The organism is Nocardia sp. NPDC004123 (assembly GCF_053603795.1).
The window spans coordinates 75,117-88,201 of sequence record NZ_JBSGGG010000017.1; the positions used below are offsets into that span (position 1 = coordinate 75,117).

Consider the following 13,085-nt stretch of genomic DNA (forward strand, 5'->3'; position numbering starts at 1 on the left):
TTCCCGACCGTGCCGTATCCGACGTGGACCCGGACTGGTTGTACGAGACCTTCGCCGACTGGGCGAGCTCGGCCGGCCTGAATCTGTACCCGGCGCAGGAAGAAGCGCTGCTGGAGCTGGTCACCGGGTCGAACGTCATCCTGAACACCCCGACCGGGTCCGGGAAGTCGCTGGTCGCGCTGGGCGCGCACTTCGCCGCGCTCAACCGGGGCCAGCGCAGCTACTACACCGCGCCGATCAAGGCGCTGGTGAGCGAGAAGTTCTTCGCGCTGTGCGACGTCTTCGGGGCCGACCGGGTGGGCATGGTGACCGGCGACGCGGCGGTGAACCCGGAGGCGCCGATCATCTGCGCCACCGCGGAGATCCTGGCGAATCTGGCACTGCGCGAGGGCGCTTCCGCCGATATCGGACAGGTGATCATGGACGAGTTCCACTACTACGCCGACCCCGATCGCGGCTGGGCGTGGCAGGTGCCGCTGATCGAGCTGCCCGGCGCGCAGTTCCTGCTCATGTCGGCCACGCTCGGCGAGGTCGACTTCTTCGCCGAGGATCTGACCCGGCGCACCGGCCGCGAGACCGCCGTGGTGTCCGGTTCGGAACGGCCGGTGCCGCTGAGCTTCTCGTATGTGCGCACACCCATCACCGAGACGCTCGAGGATCTGGTGACCACCAGCCTCGCGCCGGTGTACGTCGTGCACTTCACCCAGGCCGCGGCCATGGAGCGGGCGCAGGCGCTGATGAGCGTCAATGTCTCGTCCAAGGCCGAGAAGGAGGCCATCGCCGCGGCCATCGGCGAATTCCGCTTCGCCACCGGCTTCGGCAAGACGCTGTCGCGGTTCATCCGCCACGGCATCGGCGTGCACCACGCGGGCATGCTGCCCAAGTACCGGCGACTGGTCGAGAAGCTCGCTCAGGACGGGTTGCTGAAAGTGGTGTGCGGCACCGACACCCTCGGTGTCGGCATCAACGTGCCGATCCGCACCGTGATGCTGACCGGACTCACCAAGTTCGACGGCGTGCGCACGCGCCGGCTCAATGCCCGCGAGTTCCATCAGATCGCGGGCCGGGCGGGGCGCGCGGGCTACGACACCCTGGGCACGGTCGTCGTGCAGGCTCCCGAGCACGAGGTGGAGAACGCGCGACTCATCGCCAAGGCGGGCGACGACCCCAAGAAGCTGAAGAAGGTCCAGAAGAAGAAGCCGCCCGAGGGTTTCGTGTCCTGGTCGGAGGACACCTTCGACCGGCTGGTGGCGGCCTCGCCCGAGCCCATGGTGTCGAGGTTCAATGTGACCAACTCCATGCTGCTGAATGTGATTGCGCGCAAAGGCAATTGCTTCTACGCCATGCGACACCTGCTGGAGGAGAACCATGAGCCGCGGGCCGCGCAGCGCAAGCACATCCTCAAGGCGATCCGCCTGTACCGGGCGCTGCGGGACGCGGGCGTGGTCCAGCAGCTCGACGAACCCGACCGGTACGGACGACATGCCCGGCTCATGGTCGACCTGCAGCGCGATTTCGCGCTCGACCAACCGCTCTCGCCGTTCGCGCTGGCGGCACTGGAACTGCTCGACAAGCAATCGCCGACCTACACCCTCGATGTGATCTCACTGATCGAGTCCACCCTCGAGGATCCGCGCCAGCTGCTCATGGCCCAGCAGCACCGGGCACGCGGCGAGGCGGTCGCGGAGATGAAGGCAGACGGGATCGAATACGAGGAGCGCATGGAACTCCTCGAAGAAGTCACCTGGCCCAAGCCCCTGGCCGCCGAACTCATCGAGCCCGCGTTCGAGACCTACAAGGCCGGCCACCCCTGGGTGTCGGAGTTCGAGCCCTCCCCCAAATCCGTGGTGCGCGAGATGGTCGAGCGGTCCATGACCTTCGCCGAATTGGTGTCGGGTTACGAGCTGGCCCGCTCCGAGGGCGTGGTACTGCGGTATCTGGCCGACGCGTATCGCGCGCTGCGGCGGACCGTGCCCGAGCAGGCGCGCACCGAGGAACTCGACGACATCACCGAATGGCTCGGCGAACTCATCCGGCAGGTCGACTCCAGCCTGCTCGACGAGTGGGAGCAGCTCACCAATCCCGGTGCGGAGTCCGACGATCAGCAGGTGGCGTTCGGGGCCGAGACCGTACGGCCGATCACCGCCAATGAGCGCGCGTTCCGGGTGCTGGTGCGCAATGCCATGTTCCGGCGGGTGGACCTGGCCGCGCTGCGGCGCTGGGACGCGCTGGCCGAGCTGGGCGACGAACTGGACTGGGCGGCCGAACTCGGCCCCTATTTCGACGAATACGAGACCATCGGGACCGGTCCGAACGCCCGTGGACCACAGCTGTTCCGGGTCGAGCAGCGGCCGGGATTCTGGGATGTCCGGCAGGTGCTCGACGACCCCAACGGCGACCACGGCTGGTCCATCGGCGCCATCGTGGATCTGGCCGAGTCCGATGCCGCGGGTGAAGTGGTATTCGACGACCTTTCGGTCACCGCGGGCTGACTCCCGGTGACCTGGGGAAGAGCGGCGGGCCGCTCCTGGTGGTCCGAGGTCACACTCCCGTAAGACGTCGCGCGGGGCAGCCGAACGAATCCCGGCGTTAGAGTGACGTAATCGATCGTCCACCGGTTCGTTTTTCGAGGCTCAACGCGTGTATCGTCTCGCAGGTTGCCTGAGTCCCTGCCGTTGCGGCCGACAGAAAAGAGTTCCCTTAGATTGCCCGGTCGAAACCTGCCCGAGTCACCCTGTCTGGTCATCGACCTCGACAAGGTCCGCGCGAACTACCGCGCACTGCACGCCGCACTTCCCGCGGCACGAATTCGCTTCGCCGTCAAGGCGAGTCCCGTGCCGGAGATCATCCGGCTGCTGAACGACGAGGGCGCGGAGTTCGACGTCGCCAGCGTCGGTGAGATCGAGCTCTGCCTGGCGGAAGGTGTCGATCCGGCCGTCATGTGCTACGGCAACCCGATCAAGAAGGCTTCCCAGATCGCCACCGCATACGCGGCGGGCGTGCGGCGCTACGCCTTCGACACCGAGGACGACCTGGAACGCATCGCCGAGCACGCGCCGGGTTCCGAGGTCGAGTGCCGGTTCCTGTCGTCGGCTCCGCAGTCGCAGACGCCGTTCGGGACCAAGTTCGGCTGCGCGCCGGGTGAGGCCAAGCGGCTGCTGGTGCGGGCGCACGATCTCGGCCTGACCGTGGTCGGCCCCTATTTCCACGTCGGCTCGCAGCAGCTGGACCCGAAGGCCTGGGGCATCGGGATCGAGCAGGCAGGCGCCATCGCGGAAGCGTTGGCGGTCAAGGACATTCCAGTCACGGCGGTGAATATCGGTGGGGGACTTCCGATTTCGTACGCCGATCCGGCTCCCGGACTCGCGGAGCTGGGCGCGGCCATCGCCGAGGCGGCGAGCCGCTTTCTCCCGGAACACACCGAACTCGTCGTGGAACCCGGTCGCGCCCTGGTGGGCAACACCGGTGTGATCCACGCCGAAGTGGTGAATGTTCGCGTAGCGCCGGACGGGCGGCGCTGGGTATACCTCGACATCGGCCGCTACAACGGCATGGCCGAGACCGAGAACGAGTACATCGCCTACCGATTCCAAACCGATCGGGACGCGGATCCGAAGGACGAAGCTGTGGTAGCCGGTCCTACGTGTGATGGCGACGATGTACTCTATCAACGCACGCGTGTCCTCCTTCCGACCACGTTGCGAGCCGGTGATCCCGTTCGGATCCTCGAGACCGGCGCCTATACGGCGAGCTATTCGTCGGTGTCCTTCAACGGTTTTCCGCCTTTGACTGTCCATGTCACTGGCGCTGAGCGAGAGTGAGTTTTAGCCATGATCACGGCAGAATTCACCGGCTGGCACGTGCTGGCCGAGTTCGGTGGTGTCGACGCCAGCCTCTGCGACGACCTCGAACGACTCGAAACCGCGCTTCGAAAATCGTTGGTCGCCGCGGGGGTGACCATCTGCGATGTCGTGAGCAAGAAGTTCGAGCCGCAGGGTGTCACCATCCTGGCCCTCCTGGCCGAGTCGCATGCCTCGATCCACACCTACCCTGAGTCCGGCGACATCTTCGTCGACGTGTTCACTTGCGGCAGTATCGGTTCCGGCGCCACCAAGGCCGTCGAACTGCTGCAGCAGGAGCTGTCTCCGGGTTCGGTGAACATCGAGGTCATCCAGCGCGGCCACACCGCCCGCCGGATCCACGAGCCGGTCGGCGAGGGCTTGACCCGGGTGTGGAACACCACGGAAACCATCGTGGACACCAACACCCCGTTCCAGCACATGGTGATCGCGCGCACCGAGCAGGGCATCTCCCTGTTCTCCGACGACGACCGCCAGTCCACCGAGTTCTCGCAGCTCACCTACCACGAGGCCATGCTGGTCCCGGGTTACGCGCTGGCCGAGAAGCTGGACAAGGTGCTGATCATCGGTTCCGGTGAGGGTGTCGCCTCGCAGATGTCGGTGGCCGCGGGCGCCTCGCTCGTCGACCACGTCGACATCGACCAGCTGGAGGTGGAGCTGTGCGCCGAGCACCTCCCCTACGGCTACAGCCAGGCCGATCTGGCCGAGGCGGTCGCGCAGACCGGCCCGATCAAGATGCATTACGCCGACGGCTGGGACTTCCTGGCCAAGGCCGAGGCCGCGGGCGTGCGCTACGACATGATCTGCATCGACCTGCCGGACGAGCGGGTCGAGGACGCGCAGCACAACCGCCTCTACGAGGACGACTTCCTCAACCGCTGTAAGGCGCTGCTGGCCGAGGGCGGCGTGCTCGCCGCGCAGGCCGGCTGTCAGACCATGTGGCGCAACGAGACCCTGAAGCGCTCGTGGACCCGGTTCCACAACCTGTTCGAGACCGTCGTGCCCTACGTCAGCGACGAGCACGAGTGGACCTTCATCTTCGGCACCCCGAAGGCGATCGCGGATCCGGTGGCCAAGATGACCGCCACCCTGGCGACCCTGCCCTACCGGGCCGAGACCATCGACGCGCAGGCCCTGGTCCGCGGCGCGATCGAGCCGCACGCGCTGCGTGTGGGCGTGAGCGTCTAGTCGATCAGCCCCACCCAGGAGCGCCCCCGTACGGACTTCCGTGCGGGGGCGCTTCTCATTGCTACGGTTTCCGTCGCTTCACACAACGGATTTCGTTGTCTGCTGGCCGATCGTCAGGCGATGGCGGGGAGTTTGACCACCTGACCGGCGTAGGCCAGGCCCGCACCGAAACCCAGCAGCAGCGCGGTGTCGCCCGGCCGGGACACACCGGAGCGCAGCAGCTGCTCCATGGCCATCGGGATCGAGGCGGCGCTGGTGTTACCGGTCTCAGCGATATCCCTTGCGACAGAGATGCTTTCGGGCATGTGCAGGGTGCGCACCAGCGCATCGGTGATGCGGCTGTTGGCCTGATGCGGCACGAACGCGTCCAGATCCTCGACGGTGACGCCCGCCTGATCCAGCGCGTCGCGGCACGCCTTCTCCAAGAACGTGACGGCCCAACGGAATACGGCCGTACCATTCATCCGGATGTACGGCCGCACAGTGGTGCCGCCGGTCGCCTCGGCCTCGGCCACCTCGGCGAAGTACTGCTGAAAGTCCTTGTCCTGCTTGATCGCCGCGGTCTGACTGCCGTCCGAACCCCAGGCCACCGGCCCGATGCCCTCGGCCTCCGACGGTCCCACCACGACCGCGCCCGCGCCGTCGGCGAAGATGAACGCGCAGGTCCGGTCCTCCTGGTCGAGCAGGTCCGAGAGCCGTTCCACCCCGATCACCAGCACATGCCGGGCCTGTCCGGCACGCACCAGGTTGGCGGCATTGGCCAGCGCGTAGCAGAAGCCCGCGCAGCCGGCCGAGACGTCGAAGGCGGCGGTGTCGTGCATGCCGAGTTCGGTGGCGACCACGGCGCCGGCCGACGGTCCCAGCACCATCTGGGAGGACGTGGCCAGGATGACCGCGTCGATCTGCTGCGCGGTGACGCCCGCGGCCTCGAGCGCGTCGACGGCGGCGGCGGTGCTCATGCTCACGATGGTCTCGTCCGCTTCGGCCCAGTGGCGGGCCTCGATACCGGAGCGGGTCCGGATCCATTCGTCCGAGGAGTTGATGCGGTCGACGATCTCGGCGTTGGGGACCACCCGGCGTGGTCGGTACACGCCCAGGCCGAGCAGCGCGGCGTGGGCGACCGGGGTGGCGGTGGCGATCTGGGCTGACATGCGCGGAATTCCTCTTTTCCCATATGAACCGATCGGTCCACATGGGAAAGGTTTAACATGGACCGATCGGTTCACACAAGGGCTGGAGGGATTTGCAATGACGGCGGGACCGCGCGCCCGATTGATCGCGAGCACCATCACCACGGTCCAGGAGCACGGCGTGCACGCGGCCGGGCTGAACGAGCTGCTCAAGCGCAGCAACGCCTCCCGAAACTCGCTCTACCAGCACTTCCCGTCCGGCAAGGGTGAATTGGTGGCGACCGCCGCCCGCATCGTGTCCCGCATGGTCTACTCGCACGTGAGCCGCATGTCCGACGCGCTGCCGGGCGCGCCCTCACTGGCGGCGTGGGTGGACGAACTACTCGGCTTCTGGCGCGGCCAGCTGGAGACCAGCGAGTTCCGGGCGGGCTCGTTCATGATGGCCGCCGCTCTCGACGAACTCGACCCGACGCTGCAGTCGGCCGCCGGGCAGGCGTTCTCCGAGTGGACCGCGCGGCTGGCCGACGGCTTGGTGGCGGCCGGGGTCGAGCGGGCGACGGCGTGCTCGCTGTCGGGTTTCGCACTGTCGGTGATCGAGGGCGCGATCGTGCAGAGCCGGGCGCTGAAATCCGCCCTGCCCTTCACCGACGCGGGCACCCAGCTCACCGTCCTGCTCCACCACCACATGCCGAACCGCCGGTGAGTGTGCGACTCCGCGGTTTCCGGGTTGACCTGGAGCACACTCCAGGTCGTAGCGTCGTGTCCGTGCGCGGCTCCCGCCGCGAATTCCAGTCCCACCGAGGAGGATTCACCGCATGATCGCGACCAGGAAGCTCGGCGAACTGACCGTCGGCGCGCAGGGCCTCGGCTGCATGGGCATGAGCCACGCCTACGGCGTGCACGACAATGACACCGAGTCCATCGCCACCATCCATCGCGCTCTGGACCTCGGCGTCACCCTGCTCGACACCGCCGATGTCTACGGCCCCGAAACCAATGAGCGCCTGGTGGGCCGCGCCATCGCCGACCGCCGCGACAAGGTGGTCCTCGCAACCAAGTTCGGCATCGTCTGGGGCGACCAGGGCGCGATGGGCGCCCGCGGCGACGCCGCCTACGTGAAGCAGTCCTGCGACGAATCCCTCGCACGGCTCGGCGTCGACCACATCGACCTCTACTACCAGCACCGCGTCGACCCGAACGTGCCGATCGAGGAGACCTGGGGCGCCCTGGCGGAGCTGGTCCAGGCGGGCAAGGTCCGCTACCTCGGCATCTCCGAAGCCTCGGTGGACAGCATCCGCCGCGCCCACGCCGTCCACCCGGTGACCGCGCTCCAGAGCGAATGGTCCCTCTGGACCCGCGATATCGAGGCCGAGATCCTCCCCGCCTGCCGCGAACTCGGCATCGGCATCGTCCCCTTCTCCCCGCTGGGTCGGGGCTTCCTCACCGGCGCGATCACCTCGACCGCCGACCTCCCGGCCGACGACATGCGCCGCCGGTTGCCCCGTTTCGCCGACGGCAACTTCGACGCCAACCTCGCCATCGTCGCGGCACTGCGCAGCCTCGCCGACGAAAAGGGCGTCACCCCCGGTCAATTGGCGCTGGCCTGGGTCCAGTCCCGGGGTCTGGACGTGGTCCCCATCCCCGGCACCAAGCGCCGCACCTACCTCGAGCAGAACGTCGCGGCCACCGAGATCACGCTGACGGCCGAGGACCTGGCCCGGATCGAGGCCGCCGCCCCCTCCGGCGCCGTCGCGGGCGCCCGATACCCCGAGGAACTGGCGCGCGCGGCCGGTCGATGACCGTCCGCTCGCCGCAGCGGCGATACTGCATCCATGAGGATTTCGGTTGCCGCTGACGAGGACACCGGCGTGGCCGCGGCCGTGGTCGAGGAGCTGCGGGCGCGCGGGCACGAGGTGACCGTGCACGGCGCGCTGGAGCCCGCGGAACGCGACGACTGGGCCTGGGCCAGTGAGTCCGCGGCGCGGGATGTCGCGGAAGGACGGGCCGAGCAGGCGGTGGTGTGCTGCTGGACCGGGACCGGCGCTTCGATTGCGGCGAACAAGGTGCCGGGGGTGCGGGCGGCGCTGTGCGTGGACGCGTATACCGCCGAGGGAGCACGGAAGTGGAACGACGCCAACGTGCTGGCATTGAGTCTGCGGCTCACCTCACGGGCGCAGCTGGCCGAGATTCTGGATGCCTGGTTCGCCGGGGCCCCGAGTGCGGACCCCGGCGATCGCGCGAATATCGCGCACCTGGACGGGATCGCGGTATCAGGCCTCGGTGGCGAGATGGGCGTGGGCGGTGCGTAGTTCGCGTTTGAGGATCTTGCCGCTCGGGTTCTTGGGCAGCGCCTCGACGAACGTCACGTACTTGGGGACCTTGTAGCCGGCGAGCCGCTGCTTGCAGTGCGCGATGACGGTGGCGGCGTCGGGGTCGGTTCCATTGCGGGCCACCACGATCGCGGTGACGGCTTCGATCCAGTGCGGGTGCGGGATGCCCACCACGGCGGCCTCGGAGATCTCGGGGTGCTCGTAGAGGACCTCTTCGACCTCGCGGCTGGCGACGTTCTCACCGCCGGTCTTGATCATGTCCTTCTTGCGGTCGACGACGCTGAGGTAGCCGTCGGCGTCCAGGACGCCGAGGTCGCCGCTGTGGAACCAGCCGTTGCGGAAGGCTTCCGCGGTTTTCGCGGGGTCGTTCCAGTAGCCGAGCATGGCCTGCGGAGAGCGGTGCACGATCTCGCCTACCACGCCGACACCCACCGGAATGTCGTCGTCATCGACCACGCGGGTCTCGACATTGAGGGCCGGGCGGCCCGCCGAACCGGGCTTGGTCAGCTGGTCCTCGGGTGCGAGGACCGTGGCCAGCGGCGCGAGTTCGGTCTGGCCGTAGAAGTTGGTGAGCCCCACCCCGGGTAGCCGCTCGGAGAGTTCGACCAGCACCTCGACGGGCATGATGCTGGCGCCGTAGTAGCCCTTGCGCAGGGACGACAGGTCGTAGCGGTCGAAGTCGGGATGCCGCAGCAGCGACACCCACACGGTCGGCGGGCAGAACAGTTTGGTGGCGCGCTCGGTTTGGATGGTGCGCAGGATCGTCGCGGCATCGGGGCCCGGCAGCAGGATGCTGGTCGCGCCGAGCCACAGATCGGGCGTGAGGAAGCAGTGCAGCTGGGCGCAGTGATACAGCGGCAGCGCGTGCACCTCGATGTCGTCGGCGCTCATGCGCCCGTCCACCACCACACTGGTGTACTGCGCGATGAGCCCGCGGCTGGACAGCACCGCGCCCTTGGGGCGGGCCTCGGTGCCGGAGGTGTACATGATCTGGATGGGATCGTCGTCGCCGACGAACACCTGCGGCGCCGAGGCGTCGGGATGGTGTTCCCACGCGCTCACGTCCTCCCACCCGGCCGTCGCGGGCAGCCCGCCCAGCCCGATCCAGCCGAACAGCCGGATCTCGCTGTCACCCAACTGTTTCACCGCGGCCTCGGCCTCCCCGGCCAGTCCGTCCTCGGTGATCAGCGCGACAGCCCCGGAGTGTTCGAGGATGAAGGCCACCTCGTCGGCGGTGAGCATGAAGTTGATCGGGACCGAGATCGCGCCCAGCCGCGCCAGCGCGAAGTACACGAGCACGAACTCACGGCAGTTGTGCGAATAGATCGCGACCCGATCGCCCTGCGTCACACCGCGATCGGCCAGGCTGTGCGCGACCCGGTTCACCGCCGCGTCGAGATCGGCGTAGCTCTCCCGCCGATCCCGCCAGACCAGCGCGGTCTTGTCCGGGACCCGGGCGGCGCTGCGCCGCAGGAGATCTCCGAGCGCCTGCGACCGCGCGCCCGCCACTGTTGGCTCAGTGCCCTCTGCATCCATGCGATCAACTTCTACCGCACGAGTGTGTCCGGCGTCATACAGTCTCGCTGAGCAGGATCAGATTCCGCCGCCACGCAGCGCATTTCCCGACGTAACGCGGCAGGTGCTCGGAGGCGAAGGCCGTCGGCGACCACTCGAAGTCCTCGACCTCGGCGGTCCAGGCATAGGTCCACGCGTAGCCGACCCGCTCCCCCGCGTGCACGGACACCGGCAGCAGATCGTATTCGTCGTCCTCGAAAGCGTCGAGCACCCGCCACTCGTCGGCGGTCAGCCCGGTGAGCAGGTATCCCTCGGTCACGGAGCCGGTCGCGGTCACCAGTCCCGGATACGCGCGGCCGGGCAGCGCGGCCGCCCGCCGCCCGATCGACCGCGCGGGTTCCATGGCCGGTACCCGACCGATCAATTCGGTCAGCACCGGGCCGAATTGTAGAGTCCCGTAGACGAACAGGGGCTCACCCGCCGCCGGTAACCGCGATCGCCTCCACCGCGAACCGCGGGGCGGCGGAGCGGGGAGTTCCCGCGAGCCGGGGCTGGTCATCTGCCGGCCGTACGGGCGAAAATGCCCGCGTCGTGCGAGTTGATGATGGTCACCTGGTGACCGTGCAGCTTCCTGAGTTCCCGCAGCCGCCGCTGATTGGCCCGATACGCCTCGCCCGCAATGGCTCCGGTCTCGTACACCTTCCACCAGAACGGCGTGAAGGGCTCCTCGGGATGGATGGTGGACTCCGCGAAGAACGAGTCACCCGCGTGCAGCAGCCACCCGTTGCCGTGGTCGATCGCGACCCCGGCGTGCCCGCGGGTGTGCCCGGCCAGCGGCACCACCAGGATTTCCGGCGGCAGCCCGGGCAGGTCGCGCACCGCGGTGAACCCGAACCAGTCCTCGCCGCCCTCGACCTCGTTCACCATCCACTTGGGCCCGTGCGCCCACTGCGCGGCCCGGTAGCGCAACCGCTCGGACAGGGTCGGTGTGGCGGTGGCTGCACGGAATTCGGGTCCGTGCACGTGCACGGTGGCCTCGGGAAAGTCCGACAGCCCGCCGGAGTGGTCCAGGTCGAGATGGGTCAGGATGACGTGGCGGACATCGCGCGGGTCATAGCCCAGGCGCTGGATCTGGCGCACCGCCGTCTCGGCCTCGGCCGGCTTCGCCCCCAGCAGGAAACGGCCGGCACCCACCATCTTGCCGGGCTGCCGCACGGCCTCCAGCCCGAACCCGGTGTCGACGAGCACGAGCGCGTCCCGGGTCTCGATGAGCAGGCAGTGATCGATCAGGCCGAATCCCATGGTGCCGCAGTTCAGGTGGTGAATCCGCATAGGCCCGAGCGTTTCAGACACCCTGTGGTGACGCAACCGCGCAGGTTGCCGGAATTGTCGGGGTCGCCGGCCGGCACTGCACGAGGGGTCAGCGCCGTGCACCGCACGAGGGGTCAGCGCGGCCGGCATTCCCGGATGATCTCGGCGAGCTGGTCGTAGTCGTCGCCCCGGGCGGTGGAGGAGCGGAACGCCAGTCCGACCGTGCGGCCCGGCGCGGGCGCGGCGAAGGTCGCGATGTCCAAAGTGCCGCGCGCGGTTTCGGCGGCCACCGCCATGGCCGGGATCAGCGTGACGCCTAGATCGCCCGCGACGCACTGCACCACGGTGGCCAGCGAGGCCGCGCGGGTGTCGCCGACCGCACCCGGCTGCGCGTCGTGCGCCCGGCACAGTTCCAGGGTCTGGTCGCGCAGGCAGTGGCCCTCGTCGAGGAGCAGCAGCGGCTGCGCGTCCAGGTCGGCCGGTGTCAGGTCGGTGCGCCCGGCCAGTTCGTGCTCGCGCGGCAGCACCAGCACGAACTCCTCGGTGTAGAGCGGTATCTCGACCAGTCCGGCGACATCGGTGGGCAGCGCCAGCAGCGCCACATCCAGGACGCCCGAGCGCAGCCCGTCCAGCAACCGGGCGGTCCGGTCCTCGATGACGTGCGGCACCAGAGCGGGCACCCGCGTACGCAATTCGGGCAGCAGCCGGGGCAGCACGTACGGCGCGATGGTCGGGATGATGCCGAGCCGCAGGGTGCCGCGCAGCCCCTCACCTGCAGCGGAGGCGACAAATCGGTCAGCGGCCTCGAGGGTGGCAATGGCTTGCGGCAGTAGCCGTTTGCCGTCGGCGGTGACCAGGACCCGCCGCGTACTGCGCTCGATCAGCTGGAGCCCCAGTCCGTTTTCCAATGATGCCAGTGCCTGCGATAGCGTGGGCTGGCTCACGCCGAGCCGCGTCGCCGCGGTGCCGAAGTGCCGGTATTCCGCGATGGCAGCGAACGCACGCAGCTGTGACAGGGTGGGCTGATAAGTTTGATCAGTCACGCCTATCAGTGTAGTGCGACCGATCACGTTTACCTCTCACCGCAGTTCGGCAATGATCGTATACACGTCTCGACACAATCGGTACGACTACATATGAGGAGAGCAAGCATGGCACTGCTGACCATCGGCGATCAGTTCCCCGCCTACAACCTGACGGCTGTCATCGGCGGCGATCTCTCGAAGGTGAACGCTCAGCAGCCCGACGACTACTTCACCCAGATCTCGAGCGACGACTACGCCGGCAAGTGGCGCATCGTCTTCTTCTGGCCCAAGGACTTCACCTTCGTGTGCCCGACCGAGATCGCCGCCTTCGGCAAGCTGAACGAGGAGTTCGCCGACCGCGACGCGCAGGTGCTGGGCGCCTCTGTCGACAACGAGTTCGTCCACTTCCAGTGGCGCGCCCAGCACGAGGACCTCAAGACCCTCCCGTTCCCGATGCTGAGCGACCTCAAGCGCGAACTGTCCACCGCCACCGGCGTTCTCAATGCCGACGGCGTCGCCGACCGCGCCACCTTCATCGTCGACCCGAACAACGAGATCCAGTTCGTGTCCGTCACCGCCGGTTCGGTGGGCCGCAATGTCGAGGAGGTGCTGCGGGTGCTGGACGCGCTGCAGTCCGACGAGCTGTGCGCCTGCAACTGGAAGAAGGGCGACCCGACCATCCAGGCCGGCGAGCTCATGACCGCGTCGGTGTAACAAGGCTCACAA

12 protein-coding genes are annotated in these 13,085 nt (G+C 68.1%); 7 read left to right on the forward strand and 5 right to left on the reverse strand.

Features of this window, described 5'->3' with window-relative positions:
* Nucleotides 1–23: 23 nt before the first annotated feature.
* The 3 genes from ACWEQQ_RS24990 to speD all read left to right on the forward strand — a co-directional run bounded on the left by ACWEQQ_RS24990 (nucleotide 24) and on the right by speD (nucleotide 5,048).
* Complete coding sequence (locus tag ACWEQQ_RS24990) at nucleotides 24–2,492, forward strand: DEAD/DEAH box helicase (protein WP_452349998.1); 2,469 nt, start codon at nucleotides 24–26, stop codon at nucleotides 2,490–2,492.
* 228 nt (nucleotides 2,493–2,720) lie between these two features.
* Entirely contained in the window at nucleotides 2,721–3,821 is a 1,101-nt protein-coding gene (locus ACWEQQ_RS24995) for a type III PLP-dependent enzyme (protein WP_452349999.1), read from the forward strand.
* A gap of 12 nt (nucleotides 3,822–3,833) precedes the next feature.
* Nucleotides 3,834–5,048 carry an adenosylmethionine decarboxylase gene (gene speD, locus ACWEQQ_RS25000; RefSeq protein WP_354837098.1) on the forward strand — a complete coding sequence of 405 codons (1,215 nt, stop codon included), beginning with the start codon at nucleotides 3,834–3,836 and terminating at the stop codon, nucleotides 5,046–5,048.
* Between the two features lie 113 nt (nucleotides 5,049–5,161).
* On the opposite strand, the gene ACWEQQ_RS25005 is transcribed toward speD, so the two are convergent.
* Nucleotides 5,162–6,199 (reverse strand): beta-ketoacyl-ACP synthase III, encoded by a 1,038-nt coding sequence (locus ACWEQQ_RS25005; RefSeq protein WP_452349893.1) that lies wholly within the window; start codon nucleotides 6,197–6,199, stop codon nucleotides 5,162–5,164.
* 97 nt (nucleotides 6,200–6,296) lie between these two features.
* On the opposite strand from ACWEQQ_RS25005, the gene ACWEQQ_RS25010 reads away from it, so the two are divergent.
* From ACWEQQ_RS25010 to ACWEQQ_RS25020, 3 genes are all read left to right on the forward strand, one after another.
* A complete protein-coding gene (locus ACWEQQ_RS25010; protein WP_379436634.1) occupies nucleotides 6,297–6,881 on the forward strand; it encodes a TetR/AcrR family transcriptional regulator in 585 nt (194 codons plus the stop codon).
* 112 nt (nucleotides 6,882–6,993) lie between these two features.
* The gene (locus ACWEQQ_RS25015; protein WP_452349894.1) at nucleotides 6,994–7,977 is read left to right on the forward strand and encodes an aldo/keto reductase; all 984 of its coding nucleotides are present in this window, start codon (nucleotides 6,994–6,996) and stop codon (nucleotides 7,975–7,977) included.
* A 33-nt stretch (nucleotides 7,978–8,010) separates the two neighbouring features.
* Nucleotides 8,011–8,487 carry an RpiB/LacA/LacB family sugar-phosphate isomerase gene (locus tag ACWEQQ_RS25020; protein WP_452349895.1) on the forward strand — a complete coding sequence of 159 codons (477 nt, stop codon included), beginning with the start codon at nucleotides 8,011–8,013 and terminating at the stop codon, nucleotides 8,485–8,487.
* Here the strand turns inward: ACWEQQ_RS25020 and ACWEQQ_RS25025 are convergent.
* From ACWEQQ_RS25025 to ACWEQQ_RS25040, 4 genes are all read right to left on the reverse strand, one after another.
* Nucleotides 8,449–10,044: an acyl-CoA synthetase gene (locus tag ACWEQQ_RS25025; protein WP_452349896.1), complete on the reverse strand. Its 1,596-nt coding sequence runs from the start codon at nucleotides 10,042–10,044 to the stop codon at nucleotides 8,449–8,451. The two genes, ACWEQQ_RS25020 and ACWEQQ_RS25025, sit on opposite strands and share 39 nt — an antisense overlap.
* Before the next feature lie 34 nt (nucleotides 10,045–10,078).
* Entirely contained in the window at nucleotides 10,079–10,582 is a 504-nt protein-coding gene (locus ACWEQQ_RS25030; RefSeq protein WP_452349897.1) for a gamma-glutamylcyclotransferase family protein, read from the reverse strand.
* Nucleotides 10,579–11,355, reverse strand: a complete 777-nt coding sequence (locus tag ACWEQQ_RS25035; RefSeq protein ID WP_452349898.1) for an MBL fold metallo-hydrolase — start codon at nucleotides 11,353–11,355, stop codon at nucleotides 10,579–10,581. The genes ACWEQQ_RS25030 and ACWEQQ_RS25035 overlap by 4 nt, the downstream gene beginning before the upstream one ends.
* Nucleotides 11,356–11,468: 113 nt before the next feature.
* The gene (locus ACWEQQ_RS25040) at nucleotides 11,469–12,377 is read right to left on the reverse strand and encodes a hydrogen peroxide-inducible genes activator (protein ID WP_354848135.1); all 909 of its coding nucleotides are present in this window, start codon (nucleotides 12,375–12,377) and stop codon (nucleotides 11,469–11,471) included.
* 108 nt (nucleotides 12,378–12,485) lie between these two features.
* Here ACWEQQ_RS25040 and ACWEQQ_RS25045 point away from each other — a divergent pair, with 108 nt between their 5' ends.
* Nucleotides 12,486–13,073 (forward strand): peroxiredoxin, encoded by a 588-nt coding sequence (locus ACWEQQ_RS25045; RefSeq protein ID WP_452349899.1) that lies wholly within the window; start codon nucleotides 12,486–12,488, stop codon nucleotides 13,071–13,073.
* The last annotated feature ends 12 nt before the right edge of the window (nucleotides 13,074–13,085 follow it).

Excerpts from the sequence above, each read along its gene's own strand:
- ACWEQQ_RS25030 (WP_452349897.1), bottom strand. The coding sequence starts at position 10,582 with ATGACCAGCCCCGGCTCGCGGGAACTCCCCGCTCCGCCGCCCCGCGGT.
- ACWEQQ_RS25005 (WP_452349893.1), bottom strand. The coding sequence starts at position 6,199 with ATGTCAGCCCAGATCGCCACCGCCACCCCGGTCGCCCACGCCGCGCTG.
- ACWEQQ_RS25020 (WP_452349895.1), top strand. The coding sequence starts at position 8,011 with ATGAGGATTTCGGTTGCCGCTGACGAGGACACCGGCGTGGCCGCGGCC.
- ACWEQQ_RS25035 (WP_452349898.1), bottom strand. The coding sequence starts at position 11,355 with ATGCGGATTCACCACCTGAACTGCGGCACCATGGGATTCGGCCTGATC.
- ACWEQQ_RS25045 (WP_452349899.1), top strand. The coding sequence starts at position 12,486 with ATGGCACTGCTGACCATCGGCGATCAGTTCCCCGCCTACAACCTGACG.
- ACWEQQ_RS25025 (WP_452349896.1), bottom strand. The coding sequence starts at position 10,044 with ATGGATGCAGAGGGCACTGAGCCAACAGTGGCGGGCGCGCGGTCGCAG.
- ACWEQQ_RS25015 (WP_452349894.1), top strand. The coding sequence starts at position 6,994 with ATGATCGCGACCAGGAAGCTCGGCGAACTGACCGTCGGCGCGCAGGGC.
- ACWEQQ_RS25010 (WP_379436634.1), top strand. The coding sequence starts at position 6,297 with ATGACGGCGGGACCGCGCGCCCGATTGATCGCGAGCACCATCACCACG.